This is a genomic window from Saccharomonospora cyanea NA-134, from assembly GCF_000244975.1.
Lineage (GTDB): Bacteria > Actinomycetota > Actinomycetes > Mycobacteriales > Pseudonocardiaceae > Saccharomonospora > Saccharomonospora cyanea.
Genome location: NZ_CM001440.1, coordinates 5,323,647 through 5,348,508 on the forward strand (window position 1 = coordinate 5,323,647; position 24,862 = coordinate 5,348,508).

General features: G+C 69.7%; 24 protein-coding genes. 10 read left to right on the forward strand and 14 right to left on the reverse strand.

Going from position 1 to position 24,862, the window contains the following annotated elements:
- The first annotated feature begins 47 nt into the window (after window positions 1-47).
- The gene (locus SACCYDRAFT_RS24950) at window positions 48-1,355 is read left to right on the forward strand and encodes an Nramp family divalent metal transporter (protein ID WP_005460501.1); all 1,308 of its coding nucleotides are present in this window, start codon (window positions 48-50) and stop codon (window positions 1,353-1,355) included.
- Window positions 1,356-1,368: 13 nt separating this feature from the next.
- Here the strand turns inward: SACCYDRAFT_RS24950 and SACCYDRAFT_RS24955 are convergent, their stop codons facing one another.
- The 8 genes from SACCYDRAFT_RS24955 to SACCYDRAFT_RS24990 all read right to left on the reverse strand — a co-directional run bounded on the left by SACCYDRAFT_RS24955 (window position 1,369) and on the right by SACCYDRAFT_RS24990 (window position 10,898).
- Complete coding sequence (locus SACCYDRAFT_RS24955) at window positions 1,369-2,247, reverse strand: TIGR03621 family F420-dependent LLM class oxidoreductase (protein ID WP_157606561.1); 879 nt, start codon at window positions 2,245-2,247, stop codon at window positions 1,369-1,371.
- Between the two features lie 85 nt (window positions 2,248-2,332).
- Complete coding sequence (locus SACCYDRAFT_RS24960) at window positions 2,333-4,168, reverse strand: phosphoenolpyruvate carboxykinase (GTP) (RefSeq protein ID WP_005460503.1); 1,836 nt, start codon at window positions 4,166-4,168, stop codon at window positions 2,333-2,335.
- Between the two features lie 334 nt (window positions 4,169-4,502).
- Window positions 4,503-5,213, reverse strand: a complete 711-nt coding sequence (locus SACCYDRAFT_RS24965; RefSeq protein WP_005460504.1) for a hypothetical protein — start codon at window positions 5,211-5,213, stop codon at window positions 4,503-4,505.
- A 120-nt stretch (window positions 5,214-5,333) separates the two neighbouring features.
- Window positions 5,334-7,187: a dynamin family protein gene (locus SACCYDRAFT_RS24970; RefSeq protein WP_005460505.1), complete on the reverse strand. Its 1,854-nt coding sequence runs from the start codon at window positions 7,185-7,187 to the stop codon at window positions 5,334-5,336.
- A 58-nt stretch (window positions 7,188-7,245) separates the two neighbouring features.
- Window positions 7,246-7,734 carry a nucleotide exchange factor GrpE gene (grpE, locus tag SACCYDRAFT_RS24975; protein ID WP_005460506.1) on the reverse strand — a complete coding sequence of 163 codons (489 nt, stop codon included), beginning with the start codon at window positions 7,732-7,734 and terminating at the stop codon, window positions 7,246-7,248.
- The gene (locus SACCYDRAFT_RS24980; RefSeq protein WP_232283742.1) at window positions 7,731-9,335 is read right to left on the reverse strand and encodes a dynamin family protein; all 1,605 of its coding nucleotides are present in this window, start codon (window positions 9,333-9,335) and stop codon (window positions 7,731-7,733) included. Before SACCYDRAFT_RS24980 ends, grpE begins: the two co-directional genes overlap by 4 nt.
- 46 nt (window positions 9,336-9,381) lie before the next feature.
- Window positions 9,382-10,302, reverse strand: coding sequence for an SDR family oxidoreductase (locus SACCYDRAFT_RS24985; protein WP_005460511.1), 921 nt, complete (start codon window positions 10,300-10,302; stop codon window positions 9,382-9,384).
- On the reverse strand, window positions 10,299-10,898 hold the full coding sequence (locus SACCYDRAFT_RS24990; RefSeq protein WP_005460512.1) for a TetR/AcrR family transcriptional regulator: 600 nt from the start codon (window positions 10,896-10,898) through the stop codon (window positions 10,299-10,301). The genes SACCYDRAFT_RS24985 and SACCYDRAFT_RS24990 overlap by 4 nt, the downstream gene beginning before the upstream one ends.
- 201 nt (window positions 10,899-11,099) lie before the next feature.
- Between SACCYDRAFT_RS24990 and SACCYDRAFT_RS24995 the strand changes: the two genes are divergently transcribed.
- The 4 genes from SACCYDRAFT_RS24995 (at window position 11,100) to trmB (ending at window position 14,293) form a co-directional block, all read left to right on the forward strand.
- The gene (locus SACCYDRAFT_RS24995; protein ID WP_005460513.1) at window positions 11,100-12,053 is read left to right on the forward strand and encodes an ABC transporter ATP-binding protein; all 954 of its coding nucleotides are present in this window, start codon (window positions 11,100-11,102) and stop codon (window positions 12,051-12,053) included.
- A gap of 25 nt (window positions 12,054-12,078) precedes the next feature.
- Window positions 12,079-12,843, forward strand: coding sequence for an ABC transporter permease (locus tag SACCYDRAFT_RS25000; protein ID WP_005460514.1), 765 nt, complete (start codon window positions 12,079-12,081; stop codon window positions 12,841-12,843).
- A gap of 184 nt (window positions 12,844-13,027) precedes the next feature.
- Entirely contained in the window at window positions 13,028-13,555 is a 528-nt protein-coding gene (locus tag SACCYDRAFT_RS25005) for a hypothetical protein (RefSeq protein WP_005460515.1), read from the forward strand.
- 30 nt (window positions 13,556-13,585) lie between these two features.
- The gene (gene trmB, locus SACCYDRAFT_RS25010; protein ID WP_085979204.1) at window positions 13,586-14,293 is read left to right on the forward strand and encodes a tRNA (guanosine(46)-N7)-methyltransferase TrmB; all 708 of its coding nucleotides are present in this window, start codon (window positions 13,586-13,588) and stop codon (window positions 14,291-14,293) included.
- A gap of 41 nt (window positions 14,294-14,334) precedes the next feature.
- Here trmB and SACCYDRAFT_RS25015 read toward each other — a convergent pair whose 3' ends face one another.
- Window positions 14,335-16,566 carry an FtsX-like permease family protein gene (locus tag SACCYDRAFT_RS25015; protein ID WP_005460517.1) on the reverse strand — a complete coding sequence of 744 codons (2,232 nt, stop codon included), beginning with the start codon at window positions 16,564-16,566 and terminating at the stop codon, window positions 14,335-14,337.
- Window positions 16,563-17,276, reverse strand: coding sequence for an ABC transporter ATP-binding protein (locus tag SACCYDRAFT_RS25020; RefSeq protein WP_005460518.1), 714 nt, complete (start codon window positions 17,274-17,276; stop codon window positions 16,563-16,565). Before SACCYDRAFT_RS25020 ends, SACCYDRAFT_RS25015 begins: the two co-directional genes overlap by 4 nt.
- A 92-nt stretch (window positions 17,277-17,368) precedes the next feature.
- Between SACCYDRAFT_RS25020 and SACCYDRAFT_RS25025 the strand changes: the two genes are divergently transcribed.
- From SACCYDRAFT_RS25025 to SACCYDRAFT_RS25035, 3 genes are read left to right on the forward strand one after another with little or no spacing between them, the layout of a single operon-like run.
- Complete coding sequence (locus tag SACCYDRAFT_RS25025; RefSeq protein ID WP_005460520.1) at window positions 17,369-19,186, forward strand: sensor histidine kinase; 1,818 nt, start codon at window positions 17,369-17,371, stop codon at window positions 19,184-19,186.
- On the forward strand, window positions 19,183-19,836 hold the full coding sequence (locus tag SACCYDRAFT_RS27230; protein ID WP_005460521.1) for a response regulator: 654 nt from the start codon (window positions 19,183-19,185) through the stop codon (window positions 19,834-19,836). The genes SACCYDRAFT_RS25025 and SACCYDRAFT_RS27230 overlap by 4 nt, the downstream gene beginning before the upstream one ends.
- A 17-nt stretch (window positions 19,837-19,853) precedes the next feature.
- Window positions 19,854-21,167, forward strand: coding sequence for an amidohydrolase family protein (locus SACCYDRAFT_RS25035; protein ID WP_005460523.1), 1,314 nt, complete (start codon window positions 19,854-19,856; stop codon window positions 21,165-21,167).
- Between the two features lie 19 nt (window positions 21,168-21,186).
- Here SACCYDRAFT_RS25035 and SACCYDRAFT_RS25040 read toward each other — a convergent pair whose 3' ends face one another.
- The 3 genes from SACCYDRAFT_RS25040 to SACCYDRAFT_RS25050 are packed head-to-tail and all read right to left on the reverse strand — an operon-like array spanning window position 21,187 to window position 23,131.
- Window positions 21,187-21,876 (reverse strand): hypothetical protein, encoded by a 690-nt coding sequence (locus SACCYDRAFT_RS25040; RefSeq protein ID WP_005460524.1) that lies wholly within the window; start codon window positions 21,874-21,876, stop codon window positions 21,187-21,189.
- A complete protein-coding gene (locus tag SACCYDRAFT_RS25045) occupies window positions 21,876-22,775 on the reverse strand; it encodes an ABC transporter ATP-binding protein (RefSeq protein WP_005460525.1) in 900 nt (299 codons plus the stop codon). Before SACCYDRAFT_RS25045 ends, SACCYDRAFT_RS25040 begins: the two co-directional genes overlap by 1 nt.
- On the reverse strand, window positions 22,772-23,131 hold the full coding sequence (locus SACCYDRAFT_RS25050) for a GntR family transcriptional regulator (RefSeq protein WP_005460526.1): 360 nt from the start codon (window positions 23,129-23,131) through the stop codon (window positions 22,772-22,774). Before SACCYDRAFT_RS25050 ends, SACCYDRAFT_RS25045 begins: the two co-directional genes overlap by 4 nt.
- 157 nt (window positions 23,132-23,288) lie before the next feature.
- On the opposite strand from SACCYDRAFT_RS25050, the gene SACCYDRAFT_RS25055 reads away from it, so the two are divergent.
- Window positions 23,289-23,678, forward strand: a complete 390-nt coding sequence (locus SACCYDRAFT_RS25055) for a helix-turn-helix domain-containing protein (protein ID WP_005460527.1) — start codon at window positions 23,289-23,291, stop codon at window positions 23,676-23,678.
- Between the two features lie 61 nt (window positions 23,679-23,739).
- Window positions 23,740-24,153: a VOC family protein gene (locus SACCYDRAFT_RS25060; protein ID WP_043537537.1), complete on the forward strand. Its 414-nt coding sequence runs from the start codon at window positions 23,740-23,742 to the stop codon at window positions 24,151-24,153.
- Here SACCYDRAFT_RS25060 and SACCYDRAFT_RS25065 read toward each other — a convergent pair.
- On the reverse strand, window positions 24,150-24,842 hold the full coding sequence (locus SACCYDRAFT_RS25065; RefSeq protein WP_005460529.1) for an SDR family oxidoreductase: 693 nt from the start codon (window positions 24,840-24,842) through the stop codon (window positions 24,150-24,152). The two genes, SACCYDRAFT_RS25060 and SACCYDRAFT_RS25065, sit on opposite strands and share 4 nt — an antisense overlap.
- Window positions 24,843-24,862 lie beyond the last annotated feature (20 nt).

Below are 24,862 nucleotides of genomic sequence, written 5' to 3' on the forward strand. Positions count from 1 at the left end.
CACACACGGGCTTTCCGGGAGCCCCCTCGCCGGTTTAGCGTGCTCGCATGCCGAACGACATGCGTCATGACGACGTGTCCGACCGCGTTCCCCTGAACTGGCGGGAGCGCCTGCGCCACATCGGTCCGGGCATCATGGCGGCCGCGACGGGTGTCGGCGCGGGGGACCTGGTGGCCACCATGGTGGCGGGCTCCCGCTACGGGTACACGTTGCTGTGGGCGGTCGTTCTGGGCACCGTCTTCAAGCTCGCGCTCGGTGAGGCCGTCGGTCGCTGGCACCTCGCCTCCGGACAGACGCTGCTGGCGGGCTGGCGCACCCTGGGCAGGTGGGTGCTCGTCTACTTCGGCGCCTACGCCGTTGTGTGGGGTTTCGTCTACGGGGCCACGGCGATGTCGGCCTCGGGGCTGCCGTTGAACGCGCTCATGCCGGGGCTGTCGGTGCGGTACTGGGCGATGATCTGCGGTGTGCTCGGCTTCGTACTCGTGTGGTTCGGGCGCTACGCCGTCATCGAGAAGATCATGACGGTGCTCGTCGGCATCATGTTCGTCACGGTGGTGGGCACCGCGGTGCTGGTGGCGCCCAACCTGCTCGAAGCGAGCGAGGGGCTGGTGCCCACGCTCCCCGAGGGGTCGCTGGTGTACGTCCTGGGCCTGGTCGGCGGCGTCGGCGGCACCATCACCATGGCGGCGTACGGCTATTGGACCATCGCCAAGGGCTGGCACTCGCCGCGCTGGCTGTCCATGATGCGGCTCGACAACGCGGTCGGCTACGTCACCACGGGCGTTTTCGTCGTCGCCATGCTGGTCGTCGGTGCGGAACTCCTGCTGCACCAGGAGATCGTGTCCGGTGACGAGGGCCTGCTGTACCTGGGCGACAAACTCGCCCAGGACTACGGGCAGTGGGCGCGCATCCCCTTCCTGATCGGCTTCTTCTCCGTGTCGTTCACCTCGCTGATCGGGGTGTGGAACGGCGTGAGCCTGCTGTTCGCCGACTGGTGGCGTACCTGGCGCCTGCCCGCGCACATCAAGGGCACCGAGGATGCCGAGCTCGACCTCGACGACTACGCGCGTAAGGCCGGCGACCGCAGTCCCGTGTTCCGCGGCTACCTGGTGTGGTTGACGTTCCCGCCGATGGCGCTGTTGTTCCTCGACCGCCCGTTCCAGCTGACCGTGGCCTACGGTGCCCTCGGCGCGTTGTTCATGCCGTTCCTCGCAGGCACGCTGCTGGTGCTGCTGAACTCGCGTCGCGTCGTGCCTGAGGGCCGGTCCCGCTGGGTGTCGAACACGCTGTTGGCCGTATGCCTCGCGCTGTTCGCCTACCTGGCCGTGGACCAGCTCGTCGGGCTGTTCGACTGAGCGGGCCGGGTGGTCAGCGCAGCCGCTCGAACACCGCGGCGAAGTCGGCCAGGCCGTCGTCCAGCACGGTGAAGTAGCTGATGCCGTACCGCGCACGGTGGGCACGCAGTTGTTCGGCGATCTCGTCGAGCGTGCCCACCAGCAGGTACGGCAGCCGCCCCAACCACTCCGCCGACACCTCCCCGAACTCGCGGGCGAGGTCATCCAGCGCGGCGCGTCGGTCGTCGGTCACCACGACCCGCTGTACGAGCAGGTTGTACTCCAGCTCGTCGGCCCGCTCGCCCGCCGCCTTACGCACGAACTCGACCCGCTCGTCCAGCTCGTCGGCGTCCGCGAGGACCGGACCGGAAGGCTGGAACGAGATGCCCGTGAACCCCACGATGTCGGCTTCCCGCGCGGCGAGCCGCAACATGCGGTCGCCGTGCCCGCCCAGCAGGAGCGGCGGAGCAGGGCGCTGCGCCGGGGCGGGCTCCAGCTCGGCGAAGGTACGGCGAAGCTCGGCGATGGTGTGCCTGAGGTGGTCGATCCTCGCGCCTGGACTCGGGAACGGAATCCCCGCCGCGTCGAACTCCTCCTTGACGTAGCCGGTGCCGAGCCCCAGGTCCAGCCTGCCGTCGACGAGCTGGTCGGTGCTCGCGACGTCTCGGGCCAGCAGCACCGGGTTGTAGAAAGCCGCGTTGAGGACGAAGGTGCCGAGGCGTACCCGGCTGGTGACCTGCGCCGCGAGGGCCAGCGCCGGGAAAGGCGCGGAAACGCCCAGGTGGTCGGGCACGCACACGACGTCGTAACCGAGTCGCTCGGCCTCGCGTGCTCTGTCGACCAGCTCGTCGCGCGTGGTGAACCGCATCAGGTTCACACCGAAGCGGAACGGCTTGTGCTCGTTGTCTGCCACACGAGCACGGTAGAGGACCGGAAGACACCGGAAGGCCACCTTCGCGATGAGCGAACGGCGGCCTTCCGGGTGTCCTGACGCGACTTCAGCCCAGTCGCTGCTTCATCGCTTCCAGTTCGTCGAGCAGCGCGGACGGAACCTTGTCACGGCCGATCTTGTCGAACCACTCCTCGATGAGCGGAATCTCCTGGCGCCACTCCTCGGGGTCGACGTCCAGCGCGGCCTGGATGTCGGCCAGCGGCTCCTCCAGGCCGTCGAGGTCGAGGTCTTCGGCCTTCGGCACGAAACCCACCGGAGTCTCCTGCGCCGAAGCCTTGCCCTCGATCCGCTCGATGATCCACTTGAGCACGCGGGAGTTCTCGGAGAAGCCCGGCCACAGGAACCGGCGGTCGTCACCGCGACGGAACCAGTTGACGTAGAAGATCTTGGGAAGCTGCGCGTTGTCGGCGTGCTTGCCGATCTCCAGCCAGTGCTGGAAGTAGTCACCGACGTGGTAACCGAGGAACGGCAGCATCGCCATCGGGTCGCGGCGCACCTCGCCGACCTTGCCCGCGGCCGCGGCCGTCTTCTCCGACGACATCGTGGCGCCCATGAACACGCCGTGCTGCCAGTCGCGGGCCTCGTTCACCAGCGGGACCGTGGTGGCCCGGCGACCGCCGAACAGGATCGCCGAGATCGGCACGCCCTGCGGGTCGTCCCACTCCGGCGCGAGGATGGGGCACTGCGACATCGGCGTGCAGTAGCGCGAGTTCGGGTGCGCGGCGGGCTCGCCCGCCTCGCCGTCGGCGGGCGTCCAGTCCTCGCCCTTCCACGAGGTCAGGTGCTCGGGCCTGGAGGACATGCCCTCCCACCACACGTCGCCGTCGTCGGTCAGGGCCACGTTGGTGAACACCGTGTTGCCCTTCTCGATGGTCTTCATCGCGTTCGGGTTGGTGTGGTCGTCGGTGCCGGGCGCGACACCGAAGAACCCGAACTCCGGGTTGACGGCGTACAGCCTGCCGTCGGAGCCGAAGCGCATCCACGCGATGTCGTCACCGAGCGTCTCGGCACGCCAGCCCGGGATGGTCGGTTGGAGCATCGCCAGGTTGGTCTTGCCGCAGGCGCTGGGGAACGCCGCCGCGACGTAGTACGCCTTGTTCTCCGGGGAGATCAGCTTGAGGATCAGCATGTGCTCGGCCAGCCAGCCCTCGTCGCGGGCCATCACCGAGGCGATGCGCAGCGAGTAGCACTTCTTGCCGAGCAGCGAGTTGCCGCCGTAGCCGGAGCCGTAGCTCCAGATCGTGCGGCTCTCGGGGAAGTGACTGATGTACTTCGTGTCGTTGCAGGGCCAGGGCACGTCCTTCTCGCCCGGCTCCAGCGGCTTGCCGACCGAGTGCAACGCGGGCACGAACTCGCGCTCGGTGCCGTCGGGGGCGATGAACTTGTCCAGCGCGGCCCTGCCCATCCGCGTCATGACCCGCATCGACGCGACGACGTAGGCGAAGTCGGTGATCTCGATGCCGAGCTTCGGGTCGTCGGCCCCGAGCGGACCCATGCAGAACGGGATGACGTACATCGTGCGACCACGCATGCAGCCCCGGTAGAGCTCGGTCATCGTGGCCTTCATCCGCTCCGGGTCCATCCAGTTGTTGGTGGGCCCCGCGTCGGACTCCCGTTCGGAGCAGATGAACGTCCGCTCCTCGACACGCGCGACGTCGCTCGGGTCGGAGGCCGCCCAGTAGGAGTTGGGTTTGGCCTTCAGCGGCACGAAGGTGCCGGCTTCGACGAGCTCGGCGTTGATGCGCTCGGCCTCTTCGTCGGAGCCGTCCACCCACACGACCCGGTCGGGCGTGGTGAGCTCGGCGACCTCCCGAACCCAGGAGAGCACGCCGCTGTGTGTCGTTGGCGCCTTCTCAAGACCGGGGATGGCTACTGCAGTCATCTCTTACTCCTGTCTTCGACGACAAAAGCCCACACGCCGGACGCAGCTCGCGCGTCCGGATGCGGGCTCCGTTGCCGGCGACCGAATGGCTCAAAGCGCACCGACAAGCGGTGTGCTGGCATTTGGGATGCCCCGAGAGTAGCGGTCTGACACGGAGGAACAGTGGTCCTGAAGAGTCGGTTCTCTCACAAGAACGATAAGGTGATCGATTCAGTTTCGGCTGAATCGGGCAAGTGTGAAAGATGTTCCGGAACGCCCGGAAAACAGAAAAAGGCTCGACGCGCGTCGCGCCGAGCCTCCACGAACCACCTTTTTGTCGCTTTTTTCGGGCGAATCAGTTCTGGCTGATCCACTGCCCCGTGGTCGAGTCGATGCGTGCGACACCTTCCAGCGGCTGGGGCCCGCCCCACGCGCTGTCGGCACCGTCGGAGCCGTCCGCACCGGCCGGACCGACGCTGTCGATCTCGACCCACTCGCCGTCCCCGGAGTGCTCGTAGGTCACCGCGTTGCCGTGGTTGTCGATCTCCACCGCGACGTCGGCGTCACCGTCGCCGTCGGTGTCGGTGAAGGCCAGCGTGGTGCCGTCGTCGGTGGTGACCACGGCGGTGTCGTTCACGCCGTTCTGGTCGGTGTCCACCGTGGCGGGACCGACCTCGACGTCCCCGTCGCCCAGATCGGCCGTGATCGTGCCACCCGTGCTGGTCTGCGTGTCGGCGCTGTCATCTCCGGCGGGAGCGCCTCCCGAAACGTCGCCGGCCTCGCCGACCCAGTCACCACTCGCGTCGTCGTACTCCGCGAACGCCGTCGTCTGCCCCGACTCGTCCACCGCGAGGTACGCGTCGGCGTCGCCGTCACCGTCGGTGTCGACGAACGCCTGGAGCGACCCGTCCGCGTGCTGGATGACCGCGGTGTCGTCGACACCGTCCTCGTCCATGTCGAAGTTGATCTCCGCCGAGTACTCCTCGCCCTCGACGGTGATCAGCATGTCGTCGGACGTTCCCCCGGGGCCGGCGGCCTCGGTCCCACCACTCTCCTCAGCCCACACTGGTGTTACTCCCCCTCCGGTCAGGGCACGGCTTCCTGTGTTCTCTGCTAGGACTCACCGTAGGCACATTCGGTTCCCGAACCAAGAGCGTCGGAGCCGGCGACGGCTCCGACGGCCGGCTCAGTCCTGCCGCGGCCGGTCCCGCAACGCCCTGATGCGGTGGAGGAAGGCTTCGGCCTGCTGCACACCCTCGCGGACCTCCTTGGCCCGGCGCGACACCTGGGTCAGCTTCCGTGCCCGCTCCTTCTCGTCCAGCTTGATCGTGGTGTCGAGTTCCTTCAGCTCGGCCTCGATCGCCTCGATGCGCCTGCTCAGCGCGTCGTCCAACGCGAGAGCGAGCTGCTGTTCGGCCTCGATGAGCTGCTCGGCGACGAGCTGGTCGAGCATCGAGCGGGCCTCCGCGATCGACTCGATGAGCCACTGCTTGGCATGCTGCTTGTCCGCGGCGTGGCGGCGGGTGCGTGCCATCCACCAGCCTGCCCCCAGCCCGATCACGATCGTGGCCGGAAGCACCACCGGGGTGAACAGGGCCGCGCTGACGAACGGCGCCGCCACCAGTTTGGCCGCGCCCGCGCCCCCGGAGACACCCATGAACACGAGCAGCTTGTCCTCGGCCGTCGGCGGGCGCTTGTCCGGAGGCCGAAGCACCACCAAGGGCCCGACCCCGCGCGCCAGTTGCCCCCGGATCACGGCGAGTTCCTCCGGCGAGAACAGATCGGCCAGCACGGCCTCGGTGACCTGGTTGATCCGCTGCGCGAGCAGACCCGACACGCGTTGCGACACCGACTGCAGGGATGCGTCGACCTGCTGCGGGAGCGCGGCCAAATCCTCCCGGTTCGCCGCGTCGATGCGCTGCCGGAAGTGCGCCTGCGCCTCGCGCATCCGCCTGCTGACCTCGTGCCCCAGCTCCACGCGAGCGCGTTGCACCTCGCCGCGCATCCGGAGCTGCCAGCCCTTCGTGGAGGAGCGCCGGTCGGAGACGAGCTGGTCGCGGCGCTGACGGAGCTTGTTCGCCTCGGACTCCCCCGAGGTCAGCGCCCGTTCCTGGGAGGCCAGTCTCACCTGCTGCTCGCCCAGCGCACTCGACAGCGCCCGCAGTGTGTTCGCCTCGCCGAGCATCACCGAACGCCCCACCAACAGCTCCTGCAACGCGGTCTGCAACTCGGCGACACCCGACTTCTCCCGCAGCATGGCCGCGGCCTGCTCGCTCGGGGCCTTGGCCGCCAGCTCGAACATCCGCGCCGACACCGGGTGGATCGGCGCGTCGGCGAACCTCGGTGCGTGCTCGGCGAGCAACTCCCGGTCGGCGTCCAGGATCTGCCGCCAGCCCCGGAACTGGTCGGTCTTCGACAGGGCGAACACGACCGTCTCGACGCGGTCGGCCATCGTCGCCAGGAAACTCAGCTCCGGCGCCGTGAACGGAGCCGAGGCGTCGACCACGAACAGCAGCGCGGTGGCTCCCGCCGCCGCCTCCATGGCGAGCTCACCGTGGGCGGAGTCCAGTCCGCCGACCCCGGGCGTGTCCACCACGCTGATGCGCTCCAGCAACGGCACCGGGCCGCTCACCTCGACGTAGCGGGGCGGAAGCTGCCCCTCCGGCAGTTCACGACGCGCGCACACCCAGCGGTCGAGCTCGTCGAGTTCGAAACCGACCGGCGCCAACTGACCCGGGTAGCACGCCTTCGCCTGCCATTCGGTGGAATGCTCGAACACCAGGTAGGTCGCCGTGGCCACCTCGGCCTCGACCGGTGACAGCCCCGGCTTCGCCAAGAGAGCGTTGACCAGCGAACTCTTGCCCCGGTTGGTCTCGCCGACCACCACGACCGACGGTTTCGCGGTCCTCGCGCCGCGCTGGTCCTCCACCCACTTGGCCGTCCGCGGATCGAGGTCCCGCAACAACGCGAGCAGCGACTCACGCGCTTTCCTCACCTGCGCGGGCAGGCTCGGCTTGCCGATCGAAGGTGCCGTGCTCACGAGCCGAAACCCTATCGCGGCACCGTCTGAGACCCCGAGGCATCGGACGGCGAAGCCGTCAGCGGCGGGTGTACACGGTGACGACCGGCGCCCGCAGCAGGCGGTCGTGGTCGACGAACCCCACCACCTCGGTCTCCGCGACGGTGCCCTCGAGAGTCACGTCGTCGGTCGGCACCGCACCTCCCGCCTCATGCACGGACGGGTCGAAACGCTGGCCGTCAGGCCGCATGGCGTGCACCCCGATGCCGGCGAGCCCCTGCTCGATGCGTTCGGCGACCCCACCGCTGCGGGCCCGGTCCATCGCGTAGAGACAGAGCTGGATGAGTGCGTGACGGTCTGCGAGCGCCCGCTGGTGGTCGATCGGCGCGGCTAGTCCCACGGGTTCCACGCCCGGGTTCGACGCAGCGGGCCGTGGCGCGGTTCCCGGTGTCATGCTGTCGGAGTAGTCGTGTGCGGAAGGCCGGATGCGCCCCGTGGGGGTGTCCTCTTCGAGGGCACCGGGCGTTCCGCCGAGTCCACCGTCCTCAAGCGTCGGTTCCGCGCTCATCGGCCTTCTCCCGAAGCCTTCAACTGCTGCCAGATGAGGAAGTACGCCCTGTGGACCACGTGCGCGACCCGGCTCTGCGCCGGTGTCGCACCGAACGAGGCGAACGACCGCCACCACCCGGCCCGCTCCAACGCGTACGTCGCGAGTTCGGCGTGCGAGCCGCCGGGCTTGCCGAGCTGCGCCGCGATGTCCGCGTTGCTGCCCACCCGCAGCACCTCCTCCGTGAGGTCCTCCGGCATCTCCACCGCTCCCGACGCCACCAGAGTCAACGCTTCGAGCACCCGCAACTGGTGGGCCTCCGGTTTGGCGAGCAGCACCTCGATGGCGTCGTGCACCCGTTGCCGTTCCGCCGCGTTACCCGCCGCGTGGGCCAGCGCCGTGACCGAGGCCAGCGCCGCCGCGGCCTTGATGCCGTCCGCCCGCGCGGCGAACACGGTGTTCAACCTCGCGCGCACGGCCGCGAGCCCGGAGGCGTCGAGCAACAACCGCCGCAGCGCGCCCGCGGTGATGTCGGGCTGCTCGCGCACAGCCTCGACCGCGCGCCGGATGCCGTAGAGGTCGAGCTTCTCCAGCAGCCGGGCCCGCACCCCCGCGGGAACGTCGCACTCCCAGCTCGTGAACATGTCCGCCGACAGCAACATGACGTCGAGCGCGTCGTCGTCGAGCTCCGCGACCTGGCGCAGCGCCTCGGCGTCGGCCGAGGTGAACTGCCCCGACTCCGCCGACTCGGCGAGCAGCCCGATCACGGGCAGCACGTCGGCCACCCGGGGTTTCAACATGTCGGCCTGTTTCCTCGCCAGCAGTGTCGCGGCCCGCCAGGTGTCCCCTTCGGCGCCCTCCACCGTCTCGGCCACGATCGTGTCGGCCTTGTTCAGCACCGCGATGGCGTTGACCGGGCCCGCCTCCCGGCTCGCCGTGGCGGCCGTGAACGCCGCGAGCGCCTGCTCGTCGTCGGCCCGCAGTCCCTGCGTCATCACGTAGAGCACCGCCTCGGCACCCGCCACCGCGTTGCGCGACGTCTCGTCGAGCTCGCCGACGGCCTCGTCCTCGTCGGCCCAGTCACCGCCGTCACCGTCACCACCCTCGCCGCGCGCGGCACTCAGCAGGTGCTCGGTGCGCGCGACCGACGCGGCGTCGAGCGAACCGAGCCCCGGCGTGTCGATCACGGTCATGTGCTGCAGTGCCGCGTTGGTGAGGTAGGCCTCGATGTGCGAGACCGTGTCGATGTCGACGCCCAGCTCCGCCGGGATCATGCCGTCCGGCGCGAACGGCAGCACCTGCTTGCGGCCGTCCTTGAAGACCACCTCGATGCGGTCGACGGTGCCGTACTGGAAACGCGTGACCAGGCGCGTGCACTCACCGATGTCGGTGGGCGCCACCCTCCTGCCGATGAGCGCGTTGACGAGCGTGGACTTTCCCGACTTGATGCGTCCAGCCACGGCCACCTGCAGCGGCGCGCCGAGTCGGCGCAACACCTGCGTGAATCCCGCCGCCGTACGCGGCGACACCTGCGGCTGCAACCGGCGGCACAGATTGGCCACCGACGCCGACAGCGGTCCGACCGGTCCCGCGAGCCTGCCGCCCTGCTCCGTCGTGCTCACTGCTGCCCCCTGTGTCACGGGGGCATCCTTTCACGGGACCAGCAGCTCAGCGGTAAGGCGCGGGGTCCACCGTGAGCGGATCACGACCGGCCTGGAAGACCTCGGCGAAGTAACGTCCGAAGTCCGGCCTGCTGCCGTCGACGTCGGTGATGCCATAGGTGTGCGCCAGCGTCCACGACGCCAGCGTCCGCCCGGCGAACCGCCCGACGTCGGGGTCGGCCACCAGCGCGGCGACACCACGCGCCAGGTAGTACGGCGTCTCCGACACGGCGAACTCCGGCCGCTCGTCGGTGACCGCGTCGCGCCAGTTGTCCTCGGTGACACCGAAGAGATCGAGCATCGCCTCCGAACGGATGAAGCCGGGCGTCACCGCCAGCGCCGTGCAGCCGTGCTCCGCGAGCTTGGGCGCCATCGCCCTCGCGATCGCCCGCACCCCGCACTTGACGAGGTAGTACGGCAGCGCCGCGCCGTGGACGGTGTCGTCGTCGCCGTCGGTGACCTCCACCAGCAGCCCGCCGGGTCGCCGCACGAGCAGCGGCAGCAGCCGGTGCAGCGCGATCAGGTGGGTGTCCAGCCCGTTGCGCATGAGCGTCAGGACGTCGCCGAGATCCGACTCCCAGTACGGACTGGTGTGATCGGCGTAGCGGTCGCCGCCCCACACGTCGTCGACCAGGATGTCGAGCCCGCCCTCGGCGGCCACCCGCCCGGCGAGGGCGTCGACGTCCGCGACGGACGTGAAGTCGCAGCGCACGGGGATGCCACGGCCGCCCGCCGCGTCGACACCCTCGGCGGTCTCCTCGATCGTCTCCGGCCTGCCCAGCACGGAAGCATTGCCGCGGGTGCTCCGGCCCGTGACGAACACCGTGGCGCCCGCGCGGCCGAGTTCGACCGCGATCGCGCGACCGCACCCCCGGGTCGCTCCGGTGACGACGGCCACCCTGCCGTGCAACTCGCCTGCCGTGGTCATGCCCACCAACTCCTCGTGATCGCGTCGATGTCCTGGTTCAGGCGTGTGACGAGGTCGCCGCGCGGCCGGATCGACCAGTCGATCGCGGCGCCGTTCGCCACGGCGAGCAGCACGCGCGCCGCGTGGCCGGGCTCCGGCCCGCGCCAGCCTCCCGCGTACTCCGTGTTCTCCGTGTCCTTCATGGCTCCGCGGAGCACGTCGCACAGCACGTTCTCGACAGTGGCGTAGTGCCGGGCGAGCAGTTCCCGCAACGTCGAATCGGCCAGGTCGACCCCCAACTGGGCCAGGTGGTTCGCCGCCGAGACGGCGTCTCCGAGGCCCGAGTACAACGCCACGAGCGCCGCGCGCACCGCGTCACGCGGGGTGGGTGCCGCGTCGGCCGCCTCCCGCAGCAGCACGGCCGTCCGCTCGGTGGCCGACTCGCTCAGAGCCACCAGCAGGCCGTGCTTGGACCCGAAGTGCCCGGCCACGCTGCCGACCGAGACCCCGGCCTGCTCGGCGACCCGGGCCAGGGTGAACCCGGGTCCTTCCCGCGCGATGACCGCTGCCGCGGCATCGAGCAACCGTTGCCGGTCGACGGTCCGAGGTCTCGCCACGAGAAGTTATTGAAGCATCGTTCAATAACCCTCGCAACATCGTGTCCGCAGCCTGCGTACGCGTGTTCGCATCGCACGACGCGGACACTCGTACGGGAAGTGCGGACACGAATTCAGGGTCGGGTCAGGGGGATCACCGAGTCCTCGGCACGGGTTGCTCGGGCATCCTGTGAATCACACGGGCGCGACCAGGGAGGACTGATGATCGAGGCACAGGGCCTCACCAAGCGATACGGGAAGACGCTCGCCGTCGACGACCTCTCCTTCAGCGTCTCGCCGGGCAAGGTCACGGGGTTCCTCGGCCCCAACGGCGCGGGGAAGTCCACGACCATGCGCATGATCCTCGGACTCGACGAACCCACGTCCGGCCAGGTGCGCATCGCGGGCAAGCGCTACCGGGAACTTCGTCATCCACTGCGGACGGTGGGGGCGCTGCTGGACGCCAAGTGGGTGCACCCCAACCGGTCGGCACGCGCCCACCTCACCTGGATGGCGAAGTCGAACCGCATCCCGCGCGGCAGGGTCGACGAGGTGCTGGAAGCCGTCGGTCTCACCTCGGTGGCCGACCGCCGCGCGGGCGGGTTCTCGCTCGGCATGTCGCAGCGGCTCGGCATCGCCACCGCGTTGCTGGGTGACCCCGAAGTGCTGCTGTTCGACGAACCGGTGAACGGTCTGGACCCGGAGGGCATCCTCTGGATCCGCCGGTTCATGCAGCGCCTCGCCGGAGAGGGCCGCACCGTCTTCGTGTCCAGCCACCTGCTGTCGGAGATGGCACTGACCGCGTCCGAACTGGTGGTCGTGGGCAAGGGCAAACTCATCGCGCAGACCAGCACCGAGGAGTTCGTCTCGCGGGCGTCCGGCTCGGCCGTGAAGGTACGGAGCCCGCAACTCGACGTGCTCGACAAGGTTCTGCGCGCCCAGGGTGCCCACCTCACCGAGGCGGAAGGCGGCCTGCTCGTGTCCGGAGTGGACATCGAACGCATCGGCGAGATCGCGTGCGAGAACAACGTGGTGCTGCACGAGTTGACCCCGCAGCGCGGCTCGCTCGAACAGGCGTTCATGCGCATCACCGGCGACGCGGTCGAGTACCACGCCGACACGGGAGCGGACACGGCGGCCGAGGACGCCCACCAGCTCACCACCACTGCCCACTGACCGGCCAACTGACGAGGCAAGGACGATGACACTGCTCGCGGTCGAACGCATCAAACTGCTCTCCACCCGGTCGCCGTGGTGGTGCGCGGTGGCCAGCATCGTGCTGGCAGGCTCCTTCACGGCACTCGTGGTGGGCAGCGCCACGGACGAATTCCCCGCCACCGTGGCCGTCACGCAGTACGGCTACCAGTTCGGACTGGCCGTGATCATGGTGCTCGGTGCGCTGTCGGTGACCACCGAGTACCGCTTCAACACCATCCGCACGACGTTCCAGGCGGTGCCCAACCGCACGGCGGTCCTGGTGGCCAAGGCCGTCGTGGTGGCGTTGCTCGCGCTGCTGATCGGGGAACTCACCGCGTTCTCGTCGTGGGGTCTCTCACTGGTGCTCGCGCCGGAGGCCGACCTGGCGCTCGACAGCACCGCCGACATCGTCAACGTCGCGGGCGTGGGCGTCGTGTTCGCGGTCGCCGCGGTGATCGCCGTGGCCGTCGGGCTGCTGGTGCGGCACAGCGCGGGAGCGATCTCGTTGCTGATGATCTACACGCTGGCCGCCGAGAGCATGGTCCAACTCATTCCCGAGATCGGTGACGACGTCTACAAGTGGCTGCCGTTCAACACGGCGCAAAAGTTCCTGACCGGCGACGGCGAGTCGAGCGGTGGAGCGGCTGCCATGGGAATGCCGTTGTCGACTTCGCCGCTCAGCCCGGGATGGGCGCTGGCGTACTTCGCGGGTTTCGCCGTGGTGCTGTTGTTCGTGGCGATCGTGACCACCAACAAACGGGACGCCTGAAACCGGAACCGGAATGAAAGGTGGTGGGTGCGAAGCGGGGGTTCGCACCCACCACCTTTTTCGCGCACCGAACGGGTTAATCGCTGGTAAAATGACTGTGAGCGCACCCACTCCATGCGGCTGCGGCAGGTGATGACACGCCATAGTGGGTACCTCGGCGTCAGGAACAGCCCGGAGGTGCCCCTTGACGGCGACACGATTTCCTCACCTCGAACCGATGGCGGAACTCGAATGGGCGGAGGCCATCGAACAGGGTTTTCATCACCCGACGGCGGTGGCTCCGAACGAATGGCGCAATGCGTGGATTCATCGCGCTCCGGAAGTGGACGTACTGAGGCTGTACCGGATGATGCGCGCGCGTTCCCGCCCCGTTCCCTCGCCGTGGTGGCTGCGAGCCGTGGCGCTGGGGCGACTTCGCTGCCGGGCCGACGGTTTCCGGATCGAGGACCGCGTTCACACGTTCCTGTCGAAACGGCCGGGCTGGGAATACGTGCCGTGGGGACTCGACGGGGAATCCGGTTATTGGGAGTTCCTGCCGTCCGAGCGTGCCGTTTCGGGACATCGTTTTCCCACCACCGTTTCACCGACCGACCGGCACGACGGCTGGATCGACGTCCTGCCCGCCCACCTCGGCCTGCCCCCGGAACCGGTGGCGGTGGCTGGGGTCTCCGGGCTTCGGGCTTCGGTGGGAGAACTCGAGGCGCTGCGCTGAGAGCCGCACCGCACGGCTATCGTGCGGCTCGTGGGAAGCGAGCACCAGCCGAGACTGCGCAGCGTCGTCAGCTACGTCAAGCGCGGCGGACGAATGACGGTCGGCCAACAGCGGGCGTGGGAGCGCCTGTGGCCGTCGTGGGGCCGGGCGGTGGCCGACCTTCCGGACGGTCCGATCGACTTCACCGAGTGGTTCGGCAGGCAGGCGCCCGTGGTGTTGGAGATCGGCTCCGGCATGGGCGAGGCGACCTCGCAGTTGGCGGCCGCGGCCCCGGAGACGAACTACGTCGCCGTGGAGGTGTACGAAGCCGGGCTCGGCCAGCTCATGCTGAGGGCCGAACAGCTCGGGGTCGAGAACCTGCGCCTGTTCCACGGGGACGCCGTCGTGTTGCTCACCGAGCACGTGGCCCCGGAGTCGCTGTCCGGGGTGCGGATCTTCTACCCGGACCCCTGGCCGAAGAAACGACACCACAAGCGCAGGCTGGTCCAGCCGGGGTTCGTGAGGCTGGTGACATCGCGGATGGCCCCGGGCGCGACCCTGCACCTGGCCACCGACTGGGAGAACTACGCCGAACAGATGTTGGAGGTCTGCTCGGCGGAGCCGACGTTGCGTAACCGCTACGACGGCTGGGCGCCGCGCCCGGACTTCCGCCCGGTGACGAAGTTCGAGCAGCGGGCCCGCTCCGAGGGCCGCGAGAGTCGCGACCTGATCTTCGAGAAGTTGCCCGAAACGCCGTGAAGGCCACCTGAGGTACAGGCGGCCTTCACGGCGCGGCGGACCTAGTCGTCCGAGAGCGGTTCGCCGCTCACCCGTTTCAGCGCGGGTGTGCACACCGACGCGGCGATCAGCGCCGTGCCGATACCGAGCACCACGGGTGCCAGCGCCCACGGCGTGACCACGGGCGTCGACGCCGTGAACAACCAGGCCAGGCCCCCACCGACCACGACACCCGTCACACCCGCACCGATCGTCGCCACGAGCGCGGGCATGGCGGCCTCCGTCCGCAACGCCCTGCCCAGCACGCGCACGGGGGTCCCCGCCGCCATGAGGGCCCCGAAGGTACGGCGCCGGTCCATCACCGAACCCGCGGTGGTGATGGCCGCACTGCATCCGCTCAGCAGCGCGGCGGCGATGAGTCCGATCACGGTGACGCGGCGCAGGTCGTCCAGCTGCGCCTGCTGTGAGGCGAGCAGGTCGGGGACGCTCTGGACCTCGAGCCCGTTCCCGGCGCGGCCTAGCGCCGTCCGGACGACGTCGGCGGTCTCGGAAGTGGCGGCTACCGCGACGATCGCCTGCGTGGGCTCCATGCCGGACGGCAACACCGCGGGGTCGATCAGCGGCGGCATCGTGGAACCGTCGGTGTCGGCGCGGATCTCGTAGGCCGGTGTTCCCTCCGCGAGGGGGGTTCCGGGTTCCCCGAAATTGGCCACGGTCGCGTCTTCCACGGGTTCCGACATCCCCGTGACGTAGACGCCCGGCTCCGCGTCGCAGGCATCGCCCGGGTCGACGCGCAGCAGTCGCCGCGCGCTCTCGCACTCGACGACGTAGGCCTCCTGTGACCGGCCGTCTAGTGCGAGCTCGACGACGGAGATCTGTTCCGCGCGCTCTTCGATCCCGTACCGGGCGAGCGCGGCGTTCGTGCGCTCGGCGACCGAGGCGGCGTCGTCGTACGCGTTCACGTACAGCGCCGAGTCGCGGAACGGGGACGACGATCCGGCGAGTGTCTCGATCGACGGCAACACCGTCAGCGCCATCGAGCCGGTGAACACCGCCAGCACCACACCGGCGGACGCCCGGTAGGCCCCCTTCGGGTCGTGCCGCAGCCTGCGGCCCGCCAGCAGCATCGACGGCCTGCGCCAGGCACGGGAGAACACGGACCCGATCGCCGCCGTCACGAACGGCCCGATGAGCATCGACGATGCGATGATCAGCGCCAGCGCGCCGACCAACAGCAGGACCCCGAGTGCGTCGGAGATGTTCCGGAGGAGGACGAAGAACACCACCGCGGCAACGGGCAGCGACAGCAGCCGCACCCAGTGCGGTCGGCGGGGACGCTCGCTGCGGGCCGCGCCCAGCGGGGTCCGCACCACCCGCCAGAGGCCGACGACGGCGGCCAGCAGCACCAACAGCGGGATCGTCACGACCACGGCGAGGGTCAGAACGGGCGAGGTGACGAAGTCGCTCGCCTGCCAGGTGCCCCCCTCCCACGGCACGTGGGACGCCGCCCACCGAGCCAGCGGACTCACGGCCCAGCCCAGCAGGGCACCTCCGACCGCGGCGATCGCGTTCTCACCCGCGACCATGCCCACCACCTGACGCGGTGTCGCACCCGCCAGTCGCAACGCCGCGAGGCGCTGTTCCCGGCGGGACGCGGTGAGCCGTGCGGCGGAGGCCACCAGCACGAGACTCGGCACCAGCAGCACGACCACGCCCACGCCCGCGAGGAGGTCCAGGGTCGGGTCCCAGGCGTCCCCCGCCTCGGCGAAGCCGCCGACCTGCATGGCCATGCTCCCCAGCTCGTCCTCGGTGTGTCCCACGAGCACGGCGAGCTGGTCGGGATGGGTCAACGCCTCGGCACCGAGCAGTCCGACGACCTCGCCCGGATAACGCTCGGCGAGCACCGAGGCGGGCAGTCCGGCGCTGAGCTCACGCAGCGCGGGTGACATGAGGACCTCTCCGGGCGCGGGGAAACGCTCGATGCCGGGCGGCAACGCGATCTCCGACGCGTCGCCGTGCGCGGCGACGTCGACCCGGGTGATCGTGCGGTCGTCGTAGGAGTCCTCACTGATGGTCAGCGACATCACGGCCTCGCCGGCTTCCCCCACGAAGTCGGCGGCGGACGGCTCCTGCCACGCGGCCCGGTCGACGCGGGCCTGCGCGGCGCCCGGCAGTGACACGAGGACGAGCATCAGCCCGGTGGCGACCGCGACTCCCACCCCCATGAGGATCGCCGACGTCCTCGTGCGCCGATCACGGCGCAACACGCGCAGGGCGATGCGGAACGCGATCACAACTGCACCCTGCCGTCGCGCATGGACACCATCCGCGGCATCGACTCGGCGAGGTCGCGGTCATGGGTGACCACCACGACCGCCGCGCCGGTCTCGGAGGCCGCGTCGAGCAGTGCCCGCATGGTCTCCGCCCCGGTGCGGCTGTCGAGCGCGCCGGTCGGTTCGTCCGCGAAGATCACGCTCGGCCGGTGTCCGAGCGCCCTCGCGATGGCCACGCGCTGCGCCTCACCCCCGGACAACTGCCCCGGCAACCGCTGTTCCTTGCCGCCCAGCCCGAGCTTGCCGAGCCACTCCTGTGCCGTGGCCATCGCCGACGCCCGCGACGCACCGCCGAGCAGCAGCGGCAGTGCCGCGTTCTCGGCAGCGGTCAGCTCGGCCACGAGCATGCCGGACTGGAAGACGAACCCGAACTCCCTGCGACGCAGTTCGCTGCGCGGGCCCTCGCCGAGCTGGTCGATGCGACGTCCCGCGAGGAGCACCTCACCGGTGTCGGCGGGCAGGATGCCGGCGAGCACGTGCAGCAACGTGCTCTTGCCCGACCCCGACGGCCCGACGATCGCCACGGCGTCTCCCACGCCGATCTCGATGCTCACCCCGTCGAGGGCACGCTGATCGCCGTAGGTCTTGGTCAGTCCCCGCCCGACGAGGACGGGTCCGGCCCCGGGACCGGCCGGTCCACCGGGCACCTGGATCTGTGTGTCCGAACGCATGCCTGGAAGCCTCCCGCCGAGCGGGGTCTCTCCACCTCGGACGGACGGGTGGAAGCGGGTCCGTACGCCTCGGCCGATCGACCGAGGTGAAGATGGCCGGATGGCCGCGCTGGGCACGCCCTCGGCTGCTCTACCGTCGAGGCGTGCCCACTCGGTCAGCCCGCGAACTCACCGCGCTCGCCTCGAAACGGCTCGGCCTTCCCGGGATCGTGCTGTTCGCCGCCGTGCTGTGCGATCTGGTGATCATCGCCGCGTCCGCTTTCGACTCCGTCGGCCCTCTCGGCCAGGACCTGTGGCTGTTTCCGGGCATCGTGGCGCTTTCGGCATGCGCCGTGTGGGCCCACCGCAGACCGTTGCCCGCGGGGTTCACCGGCGCCGCCGTGTTGTTGCTCTCCAGCGCTCTGATCTCGACCACCGGCACCGTCTCGTACACGGCTTTGCTGGAGGACATCACGTTCGCCGAGACCGTCGCGGGTGTGGAGCTCGTGTACTACGCCGTGCTGACGCTCTCCCCGCTCGCGGCGACGGCCGTCACCGCCGCGCTCGTGCTCGCCACCACCATGGCCGCGGTGGTGCGGGCCCATCTGTGGATCTACGACGGTCAGCTCGCGGCGACGATCTTCGCCGGGTTCGTCCTGCTCCTGCTGACCGTGTTGGCGGGCACCTACCAGCGCAGGCCTCGGCGGCGGCGCCGGGAACGCAGCACCTTCACGGCACTGATGCGGCAGCAGTGGCCCCTGGTCAGCGTGCTCGCGACCGTCCTGTTCCTGGAGACGTTCTACGCCGCGTCGGCGCACGGCTTCGGGGTCTTCGTGCTGCTGTGTTCCTTCGGCACGGCCGTGGTCGCGCTGCTGGCCTCTCGCATCCCGGCGTGGGCGGCGGCGTACTACAGCGCGCTCGTGATCATCGCGGGCAGCGTCCTCTGGTTCACCGGCGCGAGCCACACCTACGCCGAGCTCTACGGCATGCCCTTCAGCCAGATCGTCAGCGGCATGGCCGTGGTCGTGTTGGTCGTGCGCCACGAGACACCCACCCGGGCGGCAGGTCTCATCGCGCTCCAGTCCGTGGCCGTCGCCCTGGTCACGAGCGCGAACACGCCCAACTTCCAGGGCCTGCGGGTGATGTTCGTGGCGGCCCTGTTGCTGCTGGGGATCTGCGTGGCCCTCGGGATGTTCCTCCGCGCCCGCGACTCCGAACGCGCGCAGGTCGTCGCCACCGCCGTGAGCGACGCCCAGACCGCCGAGCGGATGGCCCTGGCCCGCGAGCTGCACGACGTCGTGGCTCACCACGTCACGGGAATCGTGGTGCAGGCCCAGGCGGCGAGGATGCTCGCCGAGCGGAACCCGGCCGTGGTCGTCGACGCGCTGGGCCAGATCGAGCGGGCGGGAACCGACGCGATGACGGCCATGCGCAGGCTGGTGCGCAGCATGCGCGGTGACGCGCCCGCGGGTGCCAGCGAGTTCAGCGAGCAGGCCACCACGAATCTCGCCGCGGACCTGCGTCGACTTGTCGACACCGGAAACCACGGTGTCCCGACCCAACTCACCGTGGACGTGCCCGACGACCTCCCACCCGAGGTGGCACGGTCGGCGTTGCGGCTGGTGCAGGAGTCGCTGACCAACGTCGGCAAACACGCCAGGGGGGCGAGCAGGGCGGTCGTCACCGTCGGCACGGTGGGCGCAGAACTCCGCATCCGGATCACCGACGACGGCACCGGCAACGCGGAGCAGACCCGAGCGACACGGCCGTCCGAGGACTCCGGATACGGTTTGGTCGGCATGCGGGAACGAGTCGACCTCCTGCGCGGCCGGTTGTCGGCGGGGCCGTCACCGGAGGGCGGCTGGCTCGTCGAGGCTGTGCTCCCACTGATCCCACCCACGGGCGAGGCAGGCAGGAAGGACGGCGAGTGATCCGGGTACTGATCGCCGACGACCAGGACATGGTGCGCGCGGGTTTTCGGATGATTCTCGGTGCGCAGGACGACATCGAGGTGGTCGCCGACGTCAGCGACGGGGTGGAGGCCGTGCGGCAGGCTCGGGAACTGCGCCCCGACGTCTGCCTGCTCGACATCCGTATGCCGGGACTCGACGGTCTGGAGGTGACCCGGCAGCTCGCGGGGCCCGACGTGGCCGACCCGCTCAAGGTCGTGGTCGTCACCACGTTCGACCTCGACGAGTACGTGCACGCGGCGTTGCAGGGCGGCGCTTCCGGGTTCCTGCTGAAGGACGCCGGGCCCGCGTTGCTGATCGAGGCCGTGCGCGCGGCCGCCCGTGGTGACGCGCTCGTGTCGCCGCAGGTCACGGTGCGCCTGTTGAGGCACTTCGGCACCAACCGGGTGACGGACCGGCCCACACCCGCAGTGGAGCTGACACCACGGGAGCTCGACGTCGTGCGGGCGGCCGCGCGGGGACTGACCAACGGTGAGATCGGCGCCGAGCTGTACCTGTCGCTGTCCACCGTGAAGACCCATCTCGCCTCGGTGCAGAACAAGCTCGGGGTGCGCAACCGTGTGGAGATCGCGGCGTGGGCGTGGCGAAACGGGATCATGGACGGCGCGTAGTCCCCTACGATCGGCGCATGGCCTTCCGACTCCACGCCGCCGTCGTACTGCCCGCCGATCCCACGTGCTCCGTCGTGCGGGACGGAGTCGTCGACGTCGACGACTCCGGAAGGATCTCCTACTGCGGCCCCGCCGAGACGGCACCGACCGGCTCGCGGGCTCCCTCCGAGACCCGCCGCCTGAACGGCATCCTGCTGCCCGGGCTCGTCAACACCCACGCGCACAGCCCCATGGTGCTGCTGCGCGGCATGGGTGGTGATCTCCCGTTGCTTCGCTGGCTGCGCGAGGTGATCTGGCCCGCGGAGGCGAAGCTGCGGCCCGGCGACGTGCGGGCGGGCATGACGCTCGGGTCGGTGGAGATGCTGAGCCGGGGAGTGACCACGAGCGCGGAGATGTACTTCCACGCCGAGGAGATGGCGGCCGCCGTGCTGGCCACCGGTGCGCGTGTCGTGCTGGGAGCGCCGATCATCGAGCTGCCCGGGCTGCGGTGGCAGGCGATGCTGGCCGAGACCGAACGCTGGATCGACGCCGACGGCCTGCGGTTCGGCGACGGCGACCGTGTCGAGCTCACCTACGCCCCGCACTCGGCCTACATGCTGCCCGTCGAGGCGTTGGAGGCGGTCGCCTCCTCGGCCGACGAACGAGGGGCGCTCGTGCAGATCCACGTGGCCGAGGCCGCCGACGAGGACACCGCGCAGCGCGCCGAACACGGCTCCGTTCCCGCCCTGCTGGAGAAGGTGGGCCTGCTGCGGGGCCGGCTGCTCGCCGCGCACGCCGTCCACCTGTCGGACGCCGACATCGCGCTACTGGCGCGCAACGGCGCCGGAGTGGCGCACTGCCCCGGCTCGAACGCGAAGCTGGCCTCCGGCATCGCCCGGCTGACCGACCTGCGAGCCGCGTCGGTCGCGGTCGGGCTCGGAACCGACGGCCCCGCCAGCAACGACGACCTCGATCTCTGGGAGGAGGTGCAGCTCGCCGCCATGCTCGCGCGACTGTCCACAGCGGACGCCACTGCGGTGGGCGCCGCCGACGCCCTGCTGCTCGCCACCCGGGGCGGCGCGGCCGCTCTCGGCCGCGACGACATCGGCGCTCTCGAAGCGGGCCGGTGGGCCGACCTCGTGCACGTCGACGTCGACGATCCCGCGTTCGCCACCGGGCTGGACGTTCCCGACGAACAACTGCTCGCCAACCTCGTGTGGGCGGCGGGTTCGCGGAAGGTCACCGACGTGTGGGTCGCGGGCGAGCGGGTGGTCGCGGACGGCGAGCCGACCCGCATCGACCGCGCCAAAGCGCAGGCGGACGTGGCCGAAGCCGCCGCCCACCTGCGCTGATCCCCCTTTCCGCAACCCGTCAGGGCACGGCGCGACGCGTCGTCAGGTAGGCGGCACCGGCGAACAGCAAGGTGATCACGGCTGGGTAGCCGGCCTGGAACGCGATGGCGGGCTGGGAGGTGAAGAAGTGTTCGAGCTCGCCCCACCAGTCCTGCCATTCGAACAGCAGCACGAGTCCGACGCCCAGCGCTCCGAAGGCGACCGCCAGCGCCCACACACCCAACTGGTTCCAGCGCTTGAACACGATGCCGACCCAGACGCCGAGGAACGACAACGTCACCAGCGGCACCGTGTAGGTGAGGAACTGCAGCAGCACGTTGTCGTGGCTCAAAAACGGCAACGCGAGGAACGTGAGCTCGACTCCCCAGCCGTCGGTGGCCTCCTCGACGAGCTTGCCCGCCGTGAGCAGTGCGCCGTAGCCCGCCGCCTGACCGAGCACCACGAGCGTCGTGGCACCGAAGAACGCCTTCCGCGTCACCGAGAGGCCGAGGGCGAAGGGGAACATCTGCGTCATCGTCTGGAGGTGGACGACCAGCATGGTGACGTAGAGCGCCATGAGGCCGCCGGTCGCGAACCCCCCGTCGGTGCCGAACAGCCCGGCGAGCAGGACGTTGCCCAACAGTACGAGAGTGACGATCAACATCGGGAGGACGAGGACCGAGAACGCGTTGACGAGCTGGATCCTCGCCACCCGCACGAGCTGCCCCATCACCGGGCCTCCTTACCGTTCGTAGCGCCCGCGAGCGCCCGCTCACGGCCGGCCGTCTGGGTCGCGCGGACCACGAGTTGCTGGAGTGACACGGGCTCTATCTGGAGGTTCTCCGCCTCCTGCGGCGGGACCGAGCCCTGGATGGTGAGGCGCAGGATCCCGCCGAGCTGCTCCCGGTGCAGTTCGGTGTGCCCCGCCGCGAACCGCTCCACCTCCTGTGCCGGACCGGTCACCGTGACGGCCTGCGAACGCAGTACCTCGGAGCTGTCGTCCATGAGGATGCGCCCGGAGTCGATCACGATGACGTGCTCGATGAGGTCGGCGACCTCGTCGATGAGGTGCGTGGACAGCACGATCGTGCGGGGATGTTCCGCGTAGTCGGCGAGCAGCCGGTCGTAGAACAACTGCCTGGCCACGGCGTCCAACCCGAGGTACGGCTCGTCGAACAACGTCAGCGGCGCGCGGGCGGCCAGTCCGATGATCACGCCGACGGCCGAGAGCTGACCACGGGAGAGCTTCTTGATCCGCTGCTTGGTACGCAGACGGAACTCGTCGACGAGTTCCGCGGCGAAGTCGGCGTCCCAGTTGGGGAAGACGAGACTCGCGGCCTCGAACGCGTGCCGCACGCGGAAGATGTCCGGGTACTTCTGCGACTCCTTGATGAAGCAGACCTGACGCAGCACGTCGGCGTTCTCGTACGGCGAGGCTCCGAACACCTCGATGGTGCCGTCGCTTTGCAGGTCCTGGCCGGTGAGCATCCGCATCACCGTGCTCTTGCCCGCGCCGTTGCGGCCCAGCAGGCCGTGGATGCGGTTCTCCCGCAACTCGAAGGACACGTCGGACACGGCGGTGGTGGAGCCGTAGCGCTTGGTCACCCCCCGCAGGCTGGCCACGGTCATGCGTCGTCCTTCCAGTTGTCGATCATCTTCTTCAGGTCTTCCGCGTCCATCCCCAGTCGGCGAGCCTCGGCGAGCAACGGCGCGATGAACTTCTCCGCGAACGCGTTGCGGCGCCGCAGCAGCAACGTCTCGCGCGCCCCGGCTGTCACGAACATTCCGACCCCCCTCTTCTTGTAGAGCAGCCCGTCGGCCACGAGCTTGTTGATGCCGTTCGCGGCCGTCGCGGGATTGATCCGGTGAAACGCGGCGAGCTCGTTGGTGGACGGCGCTCGGCTCTCCTCCGGCAAGGAGCCGTCGATGATCGCGTCCTCGAGCTGTTCCGCGATCTGGAGGAACAGCGGGCGGCCGTCTTCCATCAAGCTCCCCGCCCGACGAACCACTTTGGTTCATTAGTCATGTGGGTAACCATGTCACCAAAGTGGGTGAGGAGTCAAGTGACGGGTACGACGCAGTGGCACAGCACCCGTGGTCACGTGGGAGATGACGTGGTGAGATGACGCTGTGAGCCGCGCCATGGATGGCAGGGAGAAAACCAACCGCCGCATGCTCCGGGCCCGCGACGCCATGGACCGCGACTACGCGAAGCCGCTGGACGTCCCGGCGCTCGCCCGGATCGCGCACGTGTCCGAAGCGCACTTCACGCGCACCTTCCGGGCCACGTTCGGCGAGACACCGCATCGATACCTGCAACGCCGCCGCGTGGAGCGCGCGATGTTCCTGCTCAGGGAGACCGACCGCAGTGTCACGGAGATCTGCTTCGAGGTCGGCTTCGGCAGCCTGGGCACCTTCAGCCGGACGTTCCGCGACATCGTCGGCCACTCACCCAGGACGTACCGCAGGCAAGCGGCCGCGGCCGTCATCCCGACGTGCTTCATGATGGCGTGGACACGGCCACGCGACTGACCGATCCAACAGAGCAGTTTCGGAGAAGTTCTCCGGTCGGTCCCGCCGTAGCGTGATGGACATGTTCAACGCCATCACGCAGTCACAGATCTACGTTCTCGACCAGGACGAGGCCCTGGAGTTCTACGTCGGCAAGCTCGGCCTCGAGATCACCGCAGACATCGACATGGGGTTCATGCGCTGGCTGACCGTCTGCGTCCCGGGCAACCGTGACCGGCAGATCCTGCTGGAGCAGCCAGGCGCTCCGGCGATGTCCGAGGAGACCGCGCGGCAGGTCCGTGACCTGGTCACCAAGGGAGCGATGGGGGGCTGGCTCATCCTCAGCACGGACGACTGCCACAAGACCTACGAGACCCTGCGGGAGCGGGGCGTCGAGTTCACCGAGGAACCCACCGAACGCCCGTACGGAACGGACTGCGGCCTGCGCGATCCCTTCGGCAACCGCATCCGTTTCACACAGTTCAAGAAGTCCTAACGCACCGGCCTCGGCCGGATCGTCAACTCCGTCAGGTGCGCGTCCGGGCTCGCGGTCACGGCGGCCGCCACGGCCGCGGCGACGGACTCCGGGCGCAGGTACCTCTCCGGGTCGTACTCGCCACCCTCGTGGTTCACCACGGCCTGCTGCATCTCGGTGTCGGTACGCCCCGGGTACACGCTCGTCACCCGGACACCGTGGCCTTCCTCCTCGGCCCGCAGCGCGTCGGCGTAGGCGCGGACGGCGAACTTGCTCGCCGCGTACGGCCCCCAGCCCGCGCGGGCGGCGAGCCCCTGGCCCGAGTTGACGAAGACGACGTGGCCCTTGGCGGCACGCAAGGCGGGCAGTGTCAGCCGCGTCAGTTCGGCCACGGCGACGATGTTGACCTCCAGGTTCTCCCGCCACACGGCGGCTTCGGACTCCGCCACCGAGCCGAGTTTCGCGACACCCGCCGAGTGCACGAGCACATCGAGGGCGTCGATGCGCTCGCAGGCCTCCCGCAGCGCCTCGGCGTCGGTGAGGTCCACAGGCCACGGCTCGGCCCCGGGGAGCTCCCGCGCTCGCGCCCGCAGCGCCTCGGCATCCCTGCCACCGAGCAGCACCCGGTGGGTGGGGGCGAGGGCGGAGGCCACGGCCGCGCCGATGCCGCGGGTGGCACCTGTGACAAGAGCAAGGGGTCGGTCAGCCATGCGTCCACGGTAGACGCGTG

What these genes read in the sequence shown, in the direction of transcription:
- SACCYDRAFT_RS24950 (WP_005460501.1), top strand. Translation starts at nt 48, where the DNA reads ATGCCGAACGACATGCGTCATGACGACGTGTCCGACCGCGTTCCCCTG.
- SACCYDRAFT_RS24960 (WP_005460503.1), bottom strand. Translation starts at nt 4,168, where the DNA reads ATGACTGCAGTAGCCATCCCCGGTCTTGAGAAGGCGCCAACGACACAC.
- grpE (WP_005460506.1), bottom strand. Translation starts at nt 7,734, where the DNA reads ATGAGCGCGGAACCGACGCTTGAGGACGGTGGACTCGGCGGAACGCCC.
- SACCYDRAFT_RS24985 (WP_005460511.1), bottom strand. Translation starts at nt 10,302, where the DNA reads ATGACCACGGCAGGCGAGTTGCACGGCAGGGTGGCCGTCGTCACCGGA.
- SACCYDRAFT_RS24995 (WP_005460513.1), top strand. Translation starts at nt 11,100, where the DNA reads ATGATCGAGGCACAGGGCCTCACCAAGCGATACGGGAAGACGCTCGCC.
- SACCYDRAFT_RS25000 (WP_005460514.1), top strand. Translation starts at nt 12,079, where the DNA reads ATGACACTGCTCGCGGTCGAACGCATCAAACTGCTCTCCACCCGGTCG.
- SACCYDRAFT_RS25020 (WP_005460518.1), bottom strand. Translation starts at nt 17,276, where the DNA reads ATGCGTTCGGACACACAGATCCAGGTGCCCGGTGGACCGGCCGGTCCC.
- SACCYDRAFT_RS25025 (WP_005460520.1), top strand. Translation starts at nt 17,369, where the DNA reads ATGGCCGGATGGCCGCGCTGGGCACGCCCTCGGCTGCTCTACCGTCGA.
- SACCYDRAFT_RS25035 (WP_005460523.1), top strand. Translation starts at nt 19,854, where the DNA reads ATGGCCTTCCGACTCCACGCCGCCGTCGTACTGCCCGCCGATCCCACG.
- SACCYDRAFT_RS25040 (WP_005460524.1), bottom strand. Translation starts at nt 21,876, where the DNA reads ATGGGGCAGCTCGTGCGGGTGGCGAGGATCCAGCTCGTCAACGCGTTC.
- SACCYDRAFT_RS25045 (WP_005460525.1), bottom strand. Translation starts at nt 22,775, where the DNA reads ATGACCGTGGCCAGCCTGCGGGGGGTGACCAAGCGCTACGGCTCCACC.
- SACCYDRAFT_RS25050 (WP_005460526.1), bottom strand. Translation starts at nt 23,131, where the DNA reads ATGGAAGACGGCCGCCCGCTGTTCCTCCAGATCGCGGAACAGCTCGAG.
- SACCYDRAFT_RS25055 (WP_005460527.1), top strand. Translation starts at nt 23,289, where the DNA reads ATGGATGGCAGGGAGAAAACCAACCGCCGCATGCTCCGGGCCCGCGAC.
- SACCYDRAFT_RS25060 (WP_043537537.1), top strand. Translation starts at nt 23,740, where the DNA reads ATGTTCAACGCCATCACGCAGTCACAGATCTACGTTCTCGACCAGGAC.
- SACCYDRAFT_RS25065 (WP_005460529.1), bottom strand. Translation starts at nt 24,842, where the DNA reads ATGGCTGACCGACCCCTTGCTCTTGTCACAGGTGCCACCCGCGGCATC.